The sequence below is a fragment of the Streptomyces sp. NPDC019890 genome, assembly GCF_044903445.1.
Taxonomy (GTDB): Bacteria; Actinomycetota; Actinomycetes; order Streptomycetales; family Streptomycetaceae; genus Streptomyces.
Genome location: NZ_JBJDQK010000010.1, coordinates 54485 through 72517, shown reverse-complemented (window position 1 = coordinate 72517; position 18033 = coordinate 54485). Strand labels below are relative to the sequence as shown.

The 18033-nt window shown below is 71.8% G+C and carries 17 protein-coding genes; 10 read left to right on the top strand and 7 right to left on the bottom strand.

The window, feature by feature from the left end; translation table 11 throughout:
* On the bottom strand, window positions 1-1365 hold the full coding sequence (locus ACI2LP_RS25410) for a dipeptidase (protein WP_404726807.1): 1365 nt from the start codon (window positions 1363-1365) through the stop codon (window positions 1-3).
* A gap of 106 nt (window positions 1366-1471) precedes the next feature.
* On the opposite strand from ACI2LP_RS25410, the gene ACI2LP_RS25405 reads away from it, so the two are divergent.
* Complete coding sequence (locus ACI2LP_RS25405; RefSeq protein WP_404726806.1) at window positions 1472-2725, top strand: geranylgeranyl reductase family protein; 1254 nt, start codon at window positions 1472-1474, stop codon at window positions 2723-2725.
* A gap of 290 nt (window positions 2726-3015) precedes the next feature.
* Here ACI2LP_RS25405 and ACI2LP_RS25400 read toward each other — a convergent pair whose 3' ends face one another.
* Window positions 3016-3465 carry a nitroreductase family deazaflavin-dependent oxidoreductase gene (locus tag ACI2LP_RS25400; protein ID WP_404726805.1) on the bottom strand — a complete coding sequence of 150 codons (450 nt, stop codon included), beginning with the start codon at window positions 3463-3465 and terminating at the stop codon, window positions 3016-3018.
* 146 nt (window positions 3466-3611) lie between these two features.
* Here ACI2LP_RS25400 and ACI2LP_RS25395 point away from each other — a divergent pair, with 146 nt between their 5' ends.
* From ACI2LP_RS25395 to ACI2LP_RS25385, 3 genes are all read left to right on the top strand, one after another.
* Window positions 3612-4352 (top strand): TetR/AcrR family transcriptional regulator, encoded by a 741-nt coding sequence (locus tag ACI2LP_RS25395; protein WP_404726804.1) that lies wholly within the window; start codon window positions 3612-3614, stop codon window positions 4350-4352.
* A gap of 113 nt (window positions 4353-4465) precedes the next feature.
* Complete coding sequence (locus tag ACI2LP_RS25390; protein WP_404726803.1) at window positions 4466-5695, top strand: histidine kinase; 1230 nt, start codon at window positions 4466-4468, stop codon at window positions 5693-5695.
* Window positions 5692-6357, top strand: a complete 666-nt coding sequence (locus ACI2LP_RS25385; protein WP_404726802.1) for a response regulator — start codon at window positions 5692-5694, stop codon at window positions 6355-6357. Before ACI2LP_RS25390 ends, ACI2LP_RS25385 begins: the two co-directional genes overlap by 4 nt.
* A 101-nt stretch (window positions 6358-6458) precedes the next feature.
* Here ACI2LP_RS25385 and ACI2LP_RS25380 read toward each other — a convergent pair whose 3' ends face one another.
* Window positions 6459-7937: an MFS transporter gene (locus ACI2LP_RS25380; RefSeq protein WP_404726801.1), complete on the bottom strand. Its 1479-nt coding sequence runs from the start codon at window positions 7935-7937 to the stop codon at window positions 6459-6461.
* Between the two features lie 86 nt (window positions 7938-8023).
* On the opposite strand from ACI2LP_RS25380, the gene ACI2LP_RS25375 reads away from it, so the two are divergent.
* On the top strand, window positions 8024-8425 hold the full coding sequence (locus tag ACI2LP_RS25375) for a MarR family winged helix-turn-helix transcriptional regulator (RefSeq protein ID WP_404726800.1): 402 nt from the start codon (window positions 8024-8026) through the stop codon (window positions 8423-8425).
* A gap of 15 nt (window positions 8426-8440) precedes the next feature.
* Here the strand turns inward: ACI2LP_RS25375 and ACI2LP_RS25370 are convergent, their stop codons facing one another.
* Both ACI2LP_RS25370 and ACI2LP_RS25365 read right to left on the bottom strand, forming a co-directional pair.
* Complete coding sequence (locus ACI2LP_RS25370; RefSeq protein ID WP_404727012.1) at window positions 8441-9184, bottom strand: maleylpyruvate isomerase family mycothiol-dependent enzyme; 744 nt, start codon at window positions 9182-9184, stop codon at window positions 8441-8443.
* A 43-nt stretch (window positions 9185-9227) separates the two neighbouring features.
* Entirely contained in the window at window positions 9228-10523 is a 1296-nt protein-coding gene (locus ACI2LP_RS25365) for an MFS transporter (protein ID WP_404726799.1), read from the bottom strand.
* Window positions 10524-10599: 76 nt separating this feature from the next.
* Here ACI2LP_RS25365 and ACI2LP_RS25360 point away from each other — a divergent pair, with 76 nt between their 5' ends.
* Window positions 10600-11814: an ROK family protein gene (locus ACI2LP_RS25360; protein ID WP_404726798.1), complete on the top strand. Its 1215-nt coding sequence runs from the start codon at window positions 10600-10602 to the stop codon at window positions 11812-11814.
* A 227-nt stretch (window positions 11815-12041) separates the two neighbouring features.
* Window positions 12042-12893, top strand: coding sequence for a YhjD/YihY/BrkB family envelope integrity protein (locus tag ACI2LP_RS25355; RefSeq protein ID WP_404726797.1), 852 nt, complete (start codon window positions 12042-12044; stop codon window positions 12891-12893).
* A gap of 59 nt (window positions 12894-12952) precedes the next feature.
* On the opposite strand, the gene ACI2LP_RS25350 is transcribed toward ACI2LP_RS25355, so the two are convergent.
* Both ACI2LP_RS25350 and ACI2LP_RS25345 read right to left on the bottom strand, forming a co-directional pair.
* Window positions 12953-13534 (bottom strand): DUF4865 family protein, encoded by a 582-nt coding sequence (locus tag ACI2LP_RS25350; RefSeq protein ID WP_404726796.1) that lies wholly within the window; start codon window positions 13532-13534, stop codon window positions 12953-12955.
* 16 nt (window positions 13535-13550) lie between these two features.
* Window positions 13551-14135 (bottom strand): TetR/AcrR family transcriptional regulator, encoded by a 585-nt coding sequence (locus ACI2LP_RS25345; RefSeq protein WP_404726795.1) that lies wholly within the window; start codon window positions 14133-14135, stop codon window positions 13551-13553.
* A gap of 191 nt (window positions 14136-14326) precedes the next feature.
* Between ACI2LP_RS25345 and ACI2LP_RS25340 the strand changes: the two genes are divergently transcribed.
* From ACI2LP_RS25340 to ACI2LP_RS25330, 3 genes are read left to right on the top strand one after another with little or no spacing between them, the layout of a single operon-like run.
* On the top strand, window positions 14327-14614 hold the full coding sequence (locus tag ACI2LP_RS25340) for an SHOCT domain-containing protein (protein ID WP_404727011.1): 288 nt from the start codon (window positions 14327-14329) through the stop codon (window positions 14612-14614).
* Window positions 14611-15381, top strand: a complete 771-nt coding sequence (locus tag ACI2LP_RS25335) for an ABC transporter ATP-binding protein (RefSeq protein ID WP_404726794.1) — start codon at window positions 14611-14613, stop codon at window positions 15379-15381. Before ACI2LP_RS25340 ends, ACI2LP_RS25335 begins: the two co-directional genes overlap by 4 nt.
* Window positions 15378-17975 (top strand): ABC transporter permease, encoded by a 2598-nt coding sequence (locus ACI2LP_RS25330; protein WP_404726793.1) that lies wholly within the window; start codon window positions 15378-15380, stop codon window positions 17973-17975. The genes ACI2LP_RS25335 and ACI2LP_RS25330 overlap by 4 nt, the downstream gene beginning before the upstream one ends.
* The last annotated feature ends 58 nt before the right edge of the window (window positions 17976-18033 follow it).

Here is an 18033-nt window from a genome sequence, read left to right as displayed (position 1 = left end):
TCAATCCTTCTTGGATTCGGCGTAGTTGACCAGGAACAGAGCCTCGGCGACCGACAGCCGCTCCAGCTCCTCGGGCGAGACGGACTCGTTCACCGCGTGGATCTGTGCCTCCGGCTCGCTCAGGCCGATCAACAGGATCTCCGCATCGGGGTAGAGCGCGGCCAGCGTGTTGCACAGCGGGATCGAGCCGCCCATGCCGGAGGCCTGCATCTCCTCGCCGGGGTACGCGATGCGCATCGCCTCGGCCATCGAGGTGTACGCGGGGCTCGTGACGTCCGCCTGGAAGGGCTGGCCCTGGCCCACCTGCTCCAGCGTGACCCGGGCGTTCCACGGCGTGTGCTTCTCGATGTGCGCGAACAGCAGCTTGGTCGCCTCGGCAGCATCCTGTCCCGGCGGCACCCGCAGGCTGATCTGCGCCCGGGCGCTCGCCGGGATGGAGGGAGTCGCGCCCGCCACCGGGTGGCAGTCGATACCGATCACGGTGACCGCCGGACGCGCCCAGATGCGGTCGGCGACCGTGCCGTTGCCGGTCAGGCCGACACCGGCGAGTACCTTGGCGTCGTTGCGGAACTCGTCCTCGGGGTACTGCAGTCCGTCCCACTCCGCCTGGGCCGGAAGGCCGTCGATCACCGTCGAGCCGTCCTCGGCACGCAGCGAGTCCAGTACGCGGATGAGCGCGGCCAGCGCGTCGGGTGCAGCGCCGCCGAACTGGCCCGAGTGCAGATTGCCCTCGAGGGTGTCGATCCGGACGCGGATCATCGTCATGCCGCGCAGCGTCGCCGTCACAGTCGGCAGGCCGACCCGGAAGTTCCCGGTGTCGCCGATCACGATGGCGTCCGCCGTCAGCAGCTCGGGGTGCGCCTCGGCGTACTGCTCCAGGCCGCCCGTGCCCTGCTCCTCCGAGCCCTCGACGATCACCTTCACGGAGACCGGGATGCCGCCGTTCGCCTTCAGGGCGCGCAGCGCGAGCAGATGCATGATGAAGCCGCCCTTGCAGTCGGCGGCGCCGCGGCCGTACCAGCGGCCGTTCCGCTCCGTCAGCTCGAACGGCGGGGTCACCCACGCGGACTCGTCCAGCTTCGGCTGCACGTCGTAGTGCGCGTAGAGCAGTACGGTCGGCGCGCCCTCAGGGCCGGGCAGCAGACCGTAAACCGACTGCGAGCCGTCGGGGGTGTCGAGGAGCGCGACGTCCTGGAATCCCTCGGTGCGCAGGGCGTCGGCCACCCAGTTCGCGGCGGCCTCGCACTCGCTCTTCGGCGCCACGGCCTCGTCCGCCACCGACTGGAAGGCCACCAGCTCCGTCAGCTCCGCCTTGGCGCGGGGCATCAGTGAGGCAATGGTCCCGGCGATCGGATTCGCGGTCATGGGCACGCTCCTTGTGGGTGCGACGTTGTGCGATGTGTGTACTACGAAGGTGTGGTTGATCCTCCCACGGGCCGGAAGCGACCGCGCCGTAGGATGCCGTCGAGGCATGGGTCACGCAACGGATCGGGAGCATAAGCAGATCGTGAGCAGCGAGAACGCAGACGCCGTGGGCGCGCAGGGCGAGCCGGTGTGGGATGTCGTCGTGGTCGGCGCCGGGCCCGCCGGGGCTTCGGCGGCCTATGCGGCCGCGGTCGCGGGCCGTCAGGTGCTGCTCCTCGAGAAGGCCGAACTACCGCGCTACAAAACCTGCGGCGGTGGCATCATCGGCCCGTCGCGCGACAGTCTTCCGCCCGGCTTCGAGCTGCCGCTGCTGGACCGGGTGCATGCGGTCACCTTCTCGCTGAACGGCAGGCTGGCGCGTACGCGCCGCTCGAAGCGGATGCTCTTCGGGCTCATCAACCGCCCCGAGTTCGACGCGGGCCTCGTGGAGCAGGCGCAGAAGGCCGGTGCCGTGCTGCGTACCGGCGTGACCGTCTCCCGGGTCGAGCAGCACGGACCCGCCGTGCCCGACCGGCGTACGGTCGCCGTGGTGCTGGCGAACGGGGAGACCGTGCTTGCCCGGGCGGTCGTCGGCGCGGACGGCAGCGCCAGCCGGATAGGCGCGCATGTAGGGGTGAAGCTCGACCAGGTGGACCTCGGCCTGGAAGCGGAGATTCCGGTGCCGGAGACGGTGGCCGAGGACTGGGCGGGGCGGGTGCTCATCGACTGGGGGCCGATGCCGGGCAGTTATGGCTGGGTGTTCCCCAAGGGGCGGACGCTGACGGTCGGCGTGATCTCGGCTCGTGGCGAGGGCGGCGCGACCAAGCGCTATCTGGAGGACTTCATCGCGCGGCTGGGGCTTGCCGGGTTTGAGCCGGCCATCTCGTCAGGGCATCTGACCCGTTGCCGCAGCGACGATTCGCCGCTGTCGCGGGGGCGGGTGCTGGTGTGCGGGGACGCGGCCGGTCTCCTTGAACCGTGGACCCGGGAGGGGATCTCCTTCGCGCTGCGGTCGGGGCGGCTCGCGGGGGAGTGGGCGGTCCGGATCTCGGAGGCCCATGACGCGGTGGACGCCCGCCGTCAGGCGCTGAACTACGCCTTCGCGATCAAGGCCGGGCTGGGTGTGGAGATGGGGGTCGGGCGGCGGATGCTCGCCGTCTTCGAGCGCCGTCCGGGTCTGTTCCATGCGGCGATCACCGGCTTCCGGCCGACGTGGAAGGCGTTCGCGGACATCACGCGCGGCGCTACGTCGCTGGCGGGCATTGTCCGCACGCATGGGGTGGCGCGGCGCGCACTGGAGTCACTGGACCGCCGCGGCTAGCCGTACGGCCGCGGGGCTTGCGGGGCGTCGCGGGCCGGCGGGGACGGGGCCGGGCCGAGCCGTTGACCGTCCGGTCCGACGGGCCGCCGTCGGCGCTGGCCTCGCGGGCTGGCGGACCGCGGCCGGTGGACCGCGGCGCCTGCGGGGCGTCGCGGGGCGCGGGGCCGCGGCAATGCGTGGGGCGGCGGGGTGATGCGTGTGACCCGGCGGGGCCGTGCGGCCGGTTCGGCGCGGCGTGCGCCGAGGGGCGAGCGCCATGGCGCGTACCGCCCGCCCGCACTCCGCGCGGATCACTTCGTCACGGTGATCCGGAAGACCGGGTGCTTGTGCGCCGCCGCGAGCAGTTCCTCGTCCGTGGACTTGGCGTTGACGTCGCCGAAGAACCGTCCGACTTCCCAGCCCCAGCGCTCCAGGTACGTGCGCAGCAGCGTGGGCTTCTCCTCGTCGGGCAGCTCCACGGCGGTGAACTGCTGGGTTTTGCGCCCGACTTGGAGCTGCCCGCCGCCCGCCGCCCGTAGATTGCGGACCCACTGGGAGTGGCCGCGGGCGGAGATCAGGTACGGGCCGCCCTCGTAGGGCAGCGGGTTGACCGGGATGCGCCGCCATTCTCCGCTCGTGCGCCCGCGTACGGACAGCTCCGCGGTGCCCATGAGGCTGATGCCGCGCCGGGCGAGCCAGCCGATGGCGCCGTTCATGATGCTGTCGAAGCGGCCGGGCTTGATGTAGTGCACCTGCGACATGGTGGTCTCCCTACGACCGAGCTTATCGACTTCGTTGCGAGAGCAGTGCTCTCGGTTGTGAGCAGTGTGCACCGGATCGGTGATCCAAAGCAAGAGCACTGATCTCGTTGTTGGGCAGTGCTCCGAAACATGCAAGACTGCACCCCATGACCACGATCCGTGGGGCCAGGGAACGGGCCCGTATCGAAGTCACCGCAGCCATCAAGGACGAGGCTCGCAAACAGCTCGCGGCCGAGGGCGCGGCCAAGCTCTCCCTGCGCGCCGTCGCCCGCCAGCTCGGCATGGTCTCCTCCGCCCTCTACCGCTACTTCCCCAGCCGTGACGACCTGCTGACCGCCCTCATCGTCGACGCCTACGACGCGGTCGGCGCCGCAGCCGAGACCGCGCTCGCGAACGCCCCCGACCCCGACCCCGACGACCACCCTGCCCGCTGGACCGCGACCTGCTCCGCCGTCCGTGCCTGGGCCCTTGCCCACCCCCACGAGTACGCACTCATCTACGGCTCCCCGGTCCCCGGCTACACCGCCCCCATGGACACCGTCGGTCCCGCATCCCGCGTCGGCCTCGTCCTCATCTCCATAGCCCGCGACGCCCACCGCGCGAGCGGCATCGCGCTGCCGCCACTCGCCGACGAGCTGCGCGCCGAAGCGCACCGGCTCACCTCCGAGATCGCGCCCGATCTGCCGCCCGCCGTGGTCGTAGCCCTGGTGGGTGCCTGGTCGCAGCTGTTCGGGCTGATCTCCTTCGAGCTGTTCGGCCAGTTCAACCGGATCGTCGAGGACCGGGACGCCTTCTTCGCGCATGCCGCGGGCCGCCTCGCGCACGAGGTCGGTCTGCGCCGCCGTCCCGCGGCCGGCACCCAGCGCGGCAGCGGCGCGGAATCCTGAGCCGACGCGGAATCCCGAGGCCGCACCCGCTGCCCCGTACTGCGGGGGGAGTACGTCTGATCGCCCCGCCCGGCTGACGCCCGCGCGCCCGGCCCCGGTCTAGCGTGGCGGCTATGGAAGAGCAGCGCGCCGGCAACTGCGGTGGTCCCCCCTGGGCACGGGGCGGGCCACCGCGGCTGCGGCACTGGGAGGCACGGCGGAAAGCCACCGGGGTGCCCTGGCTCTCCACCGTCGCCCTGACCGTGTTTGTGCTGGTAGGCACGGCCTTCTCGGCGAGGAACCAGCCGGACCGTGAGCCGATCGACGCCCTTGCGCGGCTGCTGATGGTCGTGGGCCCGGCCTTCCTCCTGCTGCGCAACCGCTGGCCGGTCGTCTGTGTCTTCGGCGTCTGCGCCACCGTGCTCGTCTACTTCGCCGGGGGCTACCCCTACGGCCCCCTCTTCTTCGTCGTCGCGGTGGGCGCCTTCGCCGCGATCACCTCCGGTCACCGGCGGGCGGCCTGGTGGGCGGTCGGCGGGCTCTGGGTGGGCCATCTGCTGGTGGCCCACTGGCTCTACCGCTATCTGCCACCGCGCGGCGACGACGCCGCGCCCTGGGGGCAGGAACTCGTGATCGCCGCCTGGGTGGTGGCGATCCTCGCGGCCTCGGAGCTCGTACGCGTACGCCGCGAGGTGTGGGCCAGGGAGCGCGTGGAGCGGGCCGCCGCCGAGAAGCGCCGCGCCGACGAGGAGCGGCTGCGGATCGCCCGCGAGCTGCACGACGTCCTCGCGCACTCCATCTCGGTCATCAACGTCCAGGCGGGCGTGGGCCTCGCGCTGCTGGACACCAACCCCGAACAGGCCCGCACCGCGCTGACCACCATCAAGGCGGCGAGCAAGGAGGCCCTGGGCGAGGTCCGCCAGGTCCTCGACACGCTGCGGGCGCCCGGCGAGGCCCCCCGCGCGCCGGCCCCAGGCCTCGACCGGCTCCCCGAGCTCGTCGAACAGGCCGCGAGCGCGGGTCTGAGTGTGGAGGTCGAGACGGAGGGGGAGCGTGCGGCGCTGCCGCCCGGCACCGACCTGGCCGCCTTCCGGATCGTCCAGGAGGCCCTGACCAATGTCGTACGGCACTCGGGGTCGCGCACCGCGCGGGTGCGGATCGCCTACGCCCCGGGCCGGGTCGTGCTGCGGATCGACGACGTGGGCCCGGCCACCGGCTCGGACGCCGGCGGCAGCGGCAACGGCCTCGTCGGAATGCGGGAGCGGGCGGCCGCGCTGGGTGGCACGATCGAGGCGGGTCCGCGCCCGGACGGTGGTTTCCGGGTCCTGGCCGACCTCCCTGTGCAGCCGAAGGAGACGATGTGATCCGGGTACTGCTCGCCGATGATCAGTTGTTGGTCAGGGCCGGGTTCAGGGCGCTGCTCGACGCCCAGCCGGACATCGAGGTGGTGGGCGAGGCGGCCGACGGCGAGGAGGCGGTGCGGCTGGTGGCCGAACTGCGCCCCGACGTCGTGCTGATGGACATCCGGATGCCGCTGCTGGACGGCCTCGCCGCGACCCGCCGGATCACCGAGGACGAGCGGCTGAACGGAGTGAAGGTGGTCATGCTGACCACCTTCGAGCTCGACGAGTACGTCTTCGAGGCGATCCGCTCCGGCGCCTCGGGCTTCCTGGTGAAGGACACCGAGCCGGAGGAGCTGCTGCGTGCGGTACGGGCGGTGGTGCACGGGGACGCGCTGCTCTCCCCGGGCGTGACGCGCCGCCTGATCGCGGAGTTCGCCGCACGCTCCAAGGCTCCCGGCGATGCCCAGGGCCTTGCCGAGCTCACCGAACGCGAGCGCGAGGTGATGGCCCTGGTCGGCATCGGCCTGTCCAACGAGGAGATCGCCCGCCGGCTTGTGGTCAGCCCGCTCACCGCGAAGACCCATGTGAGCCGCACGATGGTGAAGCTGGGCGCCCGCGACAGGGCCCAACTGGTCGTGCTGGCCTACGAGTCGGGGTTGGTGCGGCCCGGCTGGCTGGGCTGACCGGGCTTGATCGGCTGACCGGGCCTGTCCGCAGTGTCACAGGGCGGCGGCCGACGGACAAGAACTCCCGTCGGCCGCCGCCCCCTTGAGCACGGTTCCGGTCAGTCCCCGACCGTCACCCGCTCCGGCTCCGTCTCCGGAACGGACTTCGCCACCAGGACGCTCTCCTGGGAGCGCCGGGTACGAAGACCTGTCAGCGTGATCAGCAGTCCGGCCGCCGCGATCGCCGTCACCACCACCAGGCCGGGGCGGAAACTGTCCAGCACCTCCTGCGAGGAGCGGCCCGTGCCCCCGCCCGCTGTGATCACCGCGGTGACGACGGCCAGGAAGATCGCCCCGCCGACCTGGATCGAGGTGTTCAGCAGGCCGGAGACCATGCCCTGCTCATGGTCCTCCACCCCATTGGTGGCCTGGATGTTGAGCGAGGGGAAGACCAGCGCGCAGGCCGCGCCGAGCAGCAGCATCGACGGCAGGATCACGGCGGCGTAGCTCGGCGTGAGGTCGATCTGCAGGAAGAGCGCATACGCGATCACCAGCAGGCTGAAGCCGACGGCGATGATGCGGGGCGTGCCGAACCGGTCCACGACCGGGCCGATCTTCGTCGAGGAGAGCGCCACCAGCGTGCCCGCCGGAAGGAAGGCAAGTGCGGTCTGCAGCGCGGACCAGCCGAGCAGGGACTGCATGTACTGCGTGACGAGGAACTGGAAACCGACGTACGAGCCGAAGAAGAAGGCCGCGCCGAGGTTCGCCCGTATCTGGCTGCCCGAGCGCAGCACGCCCAGCCGGATCAGCGGGTACGAGCTGCGTCGTTCGATGGTGATGAAGACGGTGAGCAGCACGGCGACGGCCAGGAACGAGAGCAGGGTGCGCACGGAGGCCCAGCCCGCCTCGGGAGCCTGTACGACGGTGAAGACGAGCAGCAGCATCGAGGCCGTGCCGATGACGGCGCCCGGCAGGTCGTACCCCTTGCCGGAGTCCTCACGGCTGCTCCGCGGAATCAGCTTGAGGCCGGCCGCCAGTGCCATCAGGGCGATGGGTGCGGGCAGCAGCATCGTCAGCCGCCAGCTCACCTCGGTGAGCAGCCCGGACAGCACCAGGCCCATGGAGAAGCCGGTGGCGGCGCAGGTGGTGTAGATGGACAGGGCGCGGTTGCGCTGGGGGCCTTCCTTGAAGGTCGTGGTGATGATGGAGAGCCCCGCGGGCGCGGTGAACGCCGCGCTGAGCCCCTTGACGAAACGGCTGGCGATCAGCAGGGGCCCGGAGTCGACGAGGCCGCCGAGCAGCGAGGCGAGCGCGAAGACGGCGAGCGCTATCAGGAACACGCGGCGCCGGCCGAGCAGGTCGGCGGCGCGTCCGCCGAGCAGCAGCAGGCCGCCGTATCCGAGGATGTAGCCGCTGACGATCCACTGCAGGGTCGAGGTGGACAGGCCGAGATCGGAGCCGATCGAGGGCAGGGCGACGCCGACCATGGAGACGTCGAGGGCGTCGAGGAACATAGCGGCGCAGAGCACGAGCAGGGTGCCCCACAGCCGTGGGCTCCAGCGCTCCTGCGTCACGGGGGCATTGAGCGGAGTGGTCATGGGGAGGACAGTACATGCACATGCATTGAATGCAAGTGCATTTAATTCCGATGCAACAAGTCCGACTTTTCTGCTAACGTGCGGCCATGGCGGCGAAGAAGTCCGAGCGAGCGCTCGAGGAGGAGTGGCGGGACGTCCTCGCGCTGCATGCCCGTACGATCTGCGAGCTCGACCGCGAGCTGCATCAGCACGGGCTGGGCGCCAGCGACTTCGAGGTCCTCGATGTGCTCGCCGAAGAGCACGCGGGCAGCGGCGACTGTTCGCTGCGGGTGCAGGAACTGGCGTCCCGCGTCCATCTGAGCCAGAGCGCGCTGTCGCGGCTGGTCGCCCGCCTGGAGAAGGACGGTCTTGTCACCCGGGGGATGTGCAGTGAGGACCGGCGGGGTGTGCGGGTCGCGCTCACCGACGCGGGCCGGGCCCGCCATGCCGAGGTGCAGCCGCTGCAGCGTGCCGTGCTCTCCCGGATGCTGCCGGACCCGTCGGCGTAAGACGCCTGAAGGGCCCTACGACCAGGTGATGGCGGAAAGCTCGCGCCACAGCTTCGCGAGCTCCGCGTCGCCCGTGACGGACACAGCGGTCAAGGGCAGCCGGTTCCAGAGCGTCAGATACAGCTGCTCGGCCCTGCCGCTCAACTCGCAGTCCGCGGGACCCTCTTCGCTGGGCTCCGTGCGGGGCGCGTCCGTCGACACCCACACGGTCCACACGTCATCGGTGTCGATCGGCCGCACGCGCAGTGAGCGCGGCGCCTCGGAGCGCACCCGGCTCCGGGAGCGGGCGTGGAAGCCGGTCAGCAGCTCGGCGATGCCGTCGGCCGCGAGCTCCGCGGCGATCGGACTGGGCTTGCCGCCCAGCGCCGACTCCGCGTCCGTGCGGTGGATCGCGGTCTCGTGCGCCTGCCGCCGGGCCCAGAACGCGAGCGGCGACGGCGCGGGCAGGAAGGTCCAGCACTCCACATCCGCGGGCGCCTCGCTCAGCGCCGCCACCAGCAGACCGTGCCCCTCCCTGAACCACTCCACCAGCTCGTCACCGTCGAGCTCGGACCGTTCGTCGGCGGCGTGGTATTCGGTATGGCCCTCGGTGATGAAGGCGGTCGCCCACCGGTGGACCATCCCGACGTGCCGCAGCAGGTCCCGCACCTGCCAGCCCGGGCAGGTCGGCACTGCCGCGTCGGGACCCGCTTCGACGGCGGCGGTGGCCAGCAACTGGCCCTCCCGGACGAGTGACTTGATCAGCTCGGCGGTATCCATGCGGGAGTCGGGGGTCTCCATGCGAGAGATTGTGCCACTGCGCTCACACTTCCTGGAGGTGTGCGGAGTGCGGGCACGATTCCAGCGGTGACGACCCCTGCGGTGATGACTCCTGCGGTGGCGAATCCAGCGGTGGCGAGGCGTTCCGGGCCGCGTACCCGATGACTGCCGCTCCGCCCGCGAGAGCGGCCACGGTCGTCAGCGCCACCGGCAGCGAGAAGGCGTCGGCGAGGAATCCGATCGCGGGCGGCCCGAGCAGCATCCCGCCGTAGCCGAGCGTCGACGCGGCGGCGACCCCGCCGGGTCCGGCGAGCGCGCCCGCCCTGGCCACCGCCACCGGGAAGATGTTCGAGAGGCCGAGCCCCGTGACGGCGAAGCCGAGCAGTGCCAGCCAGGCGGTGGGGGCGAGTGCGCCGAGCAGCATCCCGGCCGCCGCCGTGGTGCCGCCCGCGGCGAGCGTACGGGTCTGGCCGAGCCGCTCGAGCAGCGCCGTTCCGGAGAGCCGGCCGACCGTCATGGCCAGCGCGAAGAGGGAGTACCCGGCCGCGGCGATGCCCGGGTGCGCGTGCAGGTCCTGTTCCAGGTGGAGTGCGCCCCAGTCGGCCATCGCGCCCTCTCCGTATGCGGTGCAGAGCGCGATCACGCCGAAGAGGACGACGGTCCTGTGTGTACGGCCCTTCAGCCGGTGCGGCGCCCGATCCTTGGCCGTCCGCCGGGCGACCGGCGCCGGGTGGCGCAGCAGAACACGTCCCGCGACGGCGCTGACGAGCAGGCCGACGGCGGTGAGTGCAAGCAGATGCGCGGTGGGGGAGAGGCCGCCCGCGACCAGCCCGCCGAGGCCCGCGCCGACCATTCCGCCGAGGCTGAACGCAGCGTGGAAGCTGGGCATCACGGGCCGCCGCAGCGTCGTGACCAGATCCACCGCCGCGCTGTTCATCGCGACGTTGATCCCGCCGTACGCGGCCCCGAAGACCAGCAGGACGAGGCTGAGGGCGAGCGCCGAATGCGTGAGCGGCGGAAGCGCGATGCTCAGCGACATCAGTACGCCGCTGACGACTGTCACCGGATGGCTGCCGAAGCGGCGGCACAGCCGGCCGGTCAGCGTCATCGTCACCACGGCGCCCGCCGAGACCCCGAGCAGGGCGAGTCCCAGGTCGCTCGCCGAAGCGCCGGTCTGTTGCTTGATCGCGGGGATGCGGACCACCCAGCCGGCGAACAGAAAGCCGTCGAGGGCGAAGAACACGGTCAGGGCGGTACGGAGGCGGGACAGGGGGAGTGCGGCGGTGTTTCCGTCAGGTCTCCCCGGTGCGGCCGTCCGTGGTTTGTTTAGTAGCGGCACAAACTCAGGATAGGGGCCGGAGGCCGATCCGTACAAGACGGCTGCCGAGCCTCCGGATCATGGGAGACTCACCTCCATGAACGGCAAGGCGACGACCACCAGAAACAGGCTGGAGAGGGGCCGCGGCGCGCTCGGCCCCGCCCTGGAACTGGTTCACACGGGCCGTGCCCCCACCCGGGCCGTGCTCACCGCCGAGCTCGGCGTCACCCGCGCCACCGCGGGCGCGGTGGCCGCGGAGCTCGAAGCACTCGGACTGATCAGGGTCGACTCCAGGCCCGGTGCCGCCGCAGGCTCCCAGGGCCGGCCCTCGCACCGGCTCGCCGTCGACGACAAGGGCCCCGTCGTCCTCGCCGCCCAGGTGCATGCCGACGGATTCCGCGCAGCCCTCGTCGGCCTCGGCGGCCGGACCGTCGCCACCGCACCCGGCTGCGTCACCGTCTCCGCCGACCCGGCCCAGGTGCTGGGCGAGGTCGTCGACGCGGGCGCCGCACTGCTGCGCGAGAGCGGCCGTCGCTGCGTCGGCGCCGGCCTCGCCGTGCCGTCCGCCGTCGCCGAGCCGGAGGGCACCGCCCTCAACCCGCTGCACCTCGCCTGGCCGGCGGGCGCTCCGGTGCGCGACATCTTCGCCGAGCGGGTACGCACCGCGGGCATCCTGGGCCCCGCCTTCACAGGCAACGACGTGAACCTCGCGGCGCTCGCCGAGCACCGGCACGGCGCGGGTCGCGGCGCCCAGCATCTGCTCTGCGTCGCCACCGGCCACCGCGGCGTCGGCGGCGCACTCGTCCTCGACGGCCGTCTGCACACCGGGAGTTCGGGCCTCGCCCTGGAGGTCGGCCATCTCACCGTCAACCCCGAGGGCCGCCCCTGCCACTGCGGCAGCCGCGGCTGCCTCGATGTCGAGGCCGACCCGCTCGCCTTCCTCACCGCCGCGGGCCGCGACCCCGGCCCCGAGGTCTCGCTGCTCCAGCAGTCCCGTGAGCTGCTGCGTACGGAGTACGACGACCCGTCGGTGCGTACCGCGGGCGAGGAGCTCATCGACCGGCTCGGCCTCGGGCTCGCCGGGCTCGTCAACATCCTCAACCCCGACCGCATCATCCTGGGCGGGCTGCACCGCGAGCTGCTCGAGGCCGACCCCGAGCGACTGCGTGCCGTGGTCGCCGACCGCAGCCTGTGGGGACGCAGCGGCGGGGTGCCGATCCTGGCCTGCACGCTGGATCACAACAGCCTCGTAGGAGCAGCCGAGTTGGCGTGGCAGCCGGTACTCGACGATCCACTGGCCGCACTCGGCTGACGGCACCGCAGGGTCGTAGGGTGGCCGGGAAGCGGTGGACCGCGGCACCCGTACGACAGCGGAGATGGCCCATGCGGACTGTTCTCCGGCAGAACCGGATCACAGACGACGACGCCATGAGCGGAGACGAGGAGAAGCCTCCGCTCCCCGGCGTCCCGGCAGGCGGGGACACCCGTCCGGGGGGACGATGGACGCCTCACGGCACACGAACGGGTAGTCGACGACCTATGACCCACGAGCCCTCCGGCGCGGCCGACCATCCGCACCGGTTCCAGGAACTGCGCCGCAAGATCCTCGCGTCGCCCCTCGGGCTCGCCTGGTACCGGGGACGCGAACTGGAACTGATGCACCGCGCCATGGGCTTCGCCGCACTGGGCTTTCTGACCCTGGTCCCCCTGCTGATCGTCGTGGCGGCGGCGGACCCGGCGAGCGGACAGGGCTTCGCCCGCTGGCTGGGCCAGGCGCTGGGGGTCTCGCAGGCGTCCCAGGATGAGGTGGAGCGGCTGTTCGGCGGGCCGGTGGAGGTGCTGCAGCGCACGACCGCGTTCGGTCTCGCCGCGCTCGCCGTCTTCGGCCTGACGTTCGGCTCGGCCGTGCAGACCGGTTACGAGAAGGTCTGGGACCTGACGACCGCCCGCTGGCACACCATGTGGCGGCACGTCGTCTGGCTCGCCCTGCTCGTCGCCGCTCTCCTGGCCTTCGTCAGCACGCCCCTGCCGGCGGACTCCCCCGCGGCCACGGTGTTCGGCGCCCTCGGCGACCTGCTCGGCACCATCCTGTTCTTCTGGCTCTCCCAGCGCGTGCTGCTCGGCGGCCGGGTCCGCTGGCGCGCCCTGCTGCCCGGGTCGGTCGCCACGGCCCTGGGCATGCTCGGCCTGCGGGTCTTCTCGCAGCTCGTCTTCTCGCCGCTGATCGCATCGAACGCCGTCACCTTCGGCCCGTTCGGGACCGTGCTGGTCATCCAGTCCTGGCTCGTCGGCGTCGGAGTGGTCGTCTACGGGGGTGCGTTGGTGGGACGCATTTACCACGAAGAGCGCCTACGGCGACGGCTGAAACGCAAGCCGGAAAGCCTCGCCTAGGCCCCCTGGGAAGCCCAACCGGTCGCGGGTACATCCCCCAAGGACCGTGCGGCCGTGGCTCACCACTGCCGGCCGCGCGCGAGTTCCGCACGCTGCGGGGCGGACAGATGCAGCACCTGGAAAACGTCACCGATCGCCTCGGGCGCGTCCTCGGCCCACAGTGCGAAGTGCAGCAACTCCCAGTGCCGGGGATCGACGGCGACGGCGGCAGCGACCACCCCGTCCGCGCACGCCAGCTGTCGATGCGCCGCGAGCGCCTGCTCCACGGCGAGCGCAGGACGTTCCTTCTCCGGTATCCGCACCCGCCGCCGCGTGGCGGCCCGCGGCACGGCCCCGGCCGCAGGCCCCTCCTCGTACGCCAGTCCCGTCCAGTGCTGTACGACGGGACGCCCGAAGTCATGGACGATGCCCTGGAATCCGGGCCCCCACAGAAAGCTGTTCATGCCTTCGGGGGCGGCCCACAGGTAGAACGGCGCGTACTGATTCACCGGCGAGCCGCCCGCGCGCTCGCGCATCAGATAGGCCTTGAGGCCGAGGCCGGGGAAGTCGTCGAGGAGATGCCCCTTTGTCGCGACCCGACGGCGGATGATCTCCATGTCATAGTCGGCGGGCAGCGTGACCTCGTACTGCATGGCATGCATGTGGTGCTCCGTTCCGCTACGGGGAATCGGTACAGGGAGTGAGCAGCGCGAGCAGCCCGCGGACGCCCGCGTCGAAGGCGGTGGCCGAGCCGGACGCGCGGGCCAGCACATAGCCGCCCTGCACGGTCGCGACGATCGTCGCCGCGATCTCGGCGGGCACCAGCGCGGCGCTCAACTCGCCGCGCTCCCGGCCCTCCTGGACGATCCCGGCCAGCCGTCCGCGCAGCCAGTCGAGGGTCTCGTCGACCGGGGCGCGCAGCTCGTGGTTCGCGATGACCTCCGGGTCCATCGTCAGCCGCCCGACCGGGCAGCCGCGCAGCACATCGCGCTCACGCAGCAGATATGCGCTGATCCGCTCGTACGCCGTGCCGTCACCGCCCAGGACGGCTTCGGCACTCGCGCGCATCTCCTCGGCCGTGCGCCGGATCGCCGCCAGCGCCAGATCGGGCTTGCCGGCGAAGTGGTGGTACATGCTGCCCTGGCCGGCGCCGGCCTGCTCTTGGATCGCCTTGGGGCTGGTGCCCACATAGCCGCGCTCCCACAGCAGCTCGCGGGTGGCTTCGATCAGCCGCTCGGGTGTGCTCATGACGTCACTGTACATACTAGTAGGTACAGAATCCATGGCGGGGTTGGCAGGGGGCAGGGAAGCCTTCGGGAGCAGCCGGGAAAGCCGTGCGTACTCCCGGGGTGGTACGCGCACTGCCGCTGGCCGTACGACGACTTCGGCCACCTCCGGGCGGCAGCCTCGGAAGCGACAAGGAACCCACCATCGCCACCGAGGAGCTGACTCAGATGAACACCCTGGCGTACGCGGACGGGCCCGGCCCGTGGATCCTGCTCTTCCCGCTGATCTGGGCGGCCGTCGTCGTCGGCGTTGTCACCACGCTGCGCCGCACCGGCGTGTGGCGCAGCCGCCGCGGCCCATGGCCGGGACCGCGCCCGACGCCCGGCGAGCAGTCGCCGATCGCGTTGCTCGGCCGCCGTTTCGCCGCAGGTGAGATCGACGAGGACGAGTACTGGCGCCGACTGTCCGTCCTGGACGAGCAGTTCGGCCGTACGGGCAAGGGCGGTGCAGTGTGACCACCACCGCCGTCAGCACCCGGGCCGCGGCCCGGGTCGTCGACGCCGTGAAGGTCTACGGCAGGGGCGACACCGAAGTGAGGGCCCTGGACGGGGTGAGCGTCGACTTCCCGGTCGGCCGCTTCACCGCGATCATGGGGCCCTCGGGCTCCGGCAAGTCCACGCTGATGCACTGTGCCGCCGGGCTCGACACCCTCACCTCGGGCTCCGCCCTCATCGGCGACACCGACCTCAGCGCTCTCGACGACCGGGGACTCACCCTGCTGCGGCGCGACCGCATCGGCTTCGTCTTCCAGGCATTCAACCTCATCCCCACCCTCACCGTCGCCGAGAACATCACGCTCCCCATCGACCTGGCAGGGGAGCGGGCCGACCGTGAGTGGCTGGAGGCCCTCGTCGACACGGTCGGGCTCCGCGACCGGCTGCACCACCGGCCGGGCGAGCTCTCCGGTGGCCAGCAGCAGCGCGTCGCCGTGGCCCGCGCCTTCGCCGGCCGGCCCGATGTCGTCTTCGCCGACGAGCCGACCGGCAACCTCGACTCCCGTTCGGGCGAGGAGGTGCTGCGGCTGCTCGGCCGCACGGTGCGCCAGACGGCCCGTACGGTCGTGATGGTCACCCATGACCCGGTCGCGGCCGCCCACGCCGACGAGGTCGTCTTCCTCGCCGACGGACGGCTCGTCGACCGGATGGAGGCCCCCACCGCCGATCGTGTGCTCGACCGGCTGAAGGCCTTCGACGCCTCCGGCACCAAGGGGGCGACGACATGAGCGGCAGCCGTGCGTCGCGTGGGGTCTCCCCAGCGAAAGCGAGGGGAAGCATCAGCCTCAACTCGCTGCGCGCCCACAAGCGGCGCTTCGCCGGCACCTTCACCGCCGTACTGCTCGGCGTGGCCTTCCTCGCCGGCACGCTCATCATGGGCGACACCCTGCGCGGCAGCTTCGACACGATGTTCGCCGGCGCCACCGGCGGCACGGACGCCGTCGTGCGCAGCTCGAACGTCGTCACGGTGTCCGGTGAGGGCCAGGGCACCCGCCGTCCGGTGCAGACGGATCTTGTCACCCGGATCGAGAAGACGGCGGGTGTCGCCTCCGCGGTGCCCAACATCCAGGGCGCGGGACAGCTCGTCGGCGCGGGCGGCAAGCCCGTCGGCGGTCAGGGCCCGCCCACCCTCGCCGGCAACTGGATCGACGATCCGGAGCTCAACCCGTACCGGCTCGCCGAAGGCCGGGCCCCGGCAAACAGCGGTGAGGTCGTCGTCAACCGCGGCGCCGCCGACAAGGGCGGGCTGAAGATCGGCGACCGTACTGTGCTCCGCACTCCCGACCCGGTGCGGGTCACCGTGGTCGGTCTTGCCACCTTCGGCGGCGAGGACGCCATGGGACAGGTCACCTTCACCGGAATGACCCTGGCCGACGCCGAGAAGTACCTCACCCCCAAGCCCGGCGAGGCGGCGTCCATCCAGGTCCGGGCCGGACCGGGCACCAGCCAGCAGGAACTCGTGGACGCGCTGACACCCGTACTCCCCAAGGGAGTCGAGGTGATCACCGGACAGCAGTCGACCGAAGAGAACCAGGACATGATCTCCGGTCAGTTCCTGAATCTGTTCACCACGTTGCTGCTGGTCTTCTCCGGCATCGTGCTGCTGGTCGCGACCTTCTCCATCTACAACACCTTCGCGATCGTCATCGCCCAGCGCACCCGCGAGAACGCGCTGCTGCGCGCGCTCGGCGCCTCCCGCCGTCAGATCGTCGGCTCGACGCTCGCCGAGGCGGCCGTCGTCGCACTTGCCGCGTCCGCCGCCGGTCTGCTGGGCGGCGTCGGGATCGCAGCCGGACTGCGTGCGCTCTTCCCGGTCATCGGATTCCCCTTCCCGCAGGGCGGCCTGGTGATCAGCGGTGTCTCGCTGCTGCTGCCGCTCGCCGTCGGCGTGCTCGTCTGCCTCGGCTCCGCGCTGATGCCCGCCGTAAGGGCCGGGCGCACCGCACCGCTGGCCGCGCTGCGCGAGACGGCGGTGGACCAGTCGGCGGCGTCGAGGAAGCGCGCGTACGTCGGAACGGGCGTCGCCCTGGCCGGAATCGGCATCATCCTGGCCGGAGTCGTCGCGAGTCCGTCCCTCTGGCTCGCCGCCGCGGGTGCGGTGCTGGCCCTGGCCGCCTTCGTGGTGCTCGGTCCGGTCGCCTCCTCGTATGCCGTACGGATCCTGGGCGGGCCGCTGGACCGGCTGCGGGGCGTCTCGGGCAGCCTCGCCAAGCGCAACGCACTGCGCAGCCCCAAGCGCACCGCCGCCACCGCGACGGCGCTGATGATCGGTGTCGCCGTCGTCTCCTTGTTCACCGTCTTCGGTGCCTCGCTGAAGGCGACCATGGACCAGACGGTCTCCCGGTCCTTCGCGGGCGATGTGGCCGTCAGCGTGCCGGCGTTCGGCGCGGGCGGCAGCGGGCTGAGCCCGAAGCTCGCCCCGGCCATCGCCGCACAGCCGGAGGTGGCGACCGCGGTCGGCCTCGGGAAGGGCGTCGCGGAGGTCGACGGCGCGGGGCGCCCGCTGACCGTCACCGACCCGGTCGCGCTCGGCAGGGCATTCGACCTGGGCACCGTGCAGGGCTCGCTCGACGGGCTCGGCACGAACGGCATGGCCGTCGCGGACACCGAGGCGGACAGGCGGGGCTGGCAGCCCGGCTCCACCGCCGAACTCGCCTTCACCGACGGGAAGAAGCAGACCTTCACGGTCCGCGCCGTCTTCGAGCAGTCTCAGCTGGCGGGCGACTATGTCATCACCCGCGAGGCCTGGGCCCCGCACCGCGGACAGGACTCCGACACCCTGATCTCGGTCGGCTTCAAGGACGGTGTGTCGAGCGCCGACGGCAAGGCAGCGGTAGAGAAGACCGCGGCGGCGTACGGCAATCCCGAGGTGCAGACCCGTGACGAGTACGCGCAGACCGCGGCCGGAGCCATCGACATGATGCTCACCCTGGTCTACGCCCTGCTCGCGCTCGCCGTGGTGATCGCACTGCTCGGCATCGCCAACACGCTCACGCTCGCGATCCACGAACGCACCAGGGAACTCGGCCTGTTGCGTGCCGTCGGACAGACGCGCCGTCAGCTGCGCTCCATGGTGCGCTACGAGTCGGTGCTCGTCGCCGCGTTCGGCACGGCGGGCGGTCTGGCGCTGGGCGGACTGCTCGGCTGGGTGCTCGTCAAGGCTTCCGAGGGCACGGGCGACACCGCGTTCGCGTTCGCCGTACCGCCGGTGCAGCTCCTGGTGGTCGCGCTCGTCGGCCTGGTCGCCGGGGCGGTCGCGGGCTGGCGGCCCGCCCGCCGTGCCGGGCGCCTGGACGTACTGCGCGCCATTGCCACCGAGTAGTACCGGGCTGTCATGGGCGCCTCGTAGTACCTGGCCCTCAGCGCCGCCGCCGCGTAGT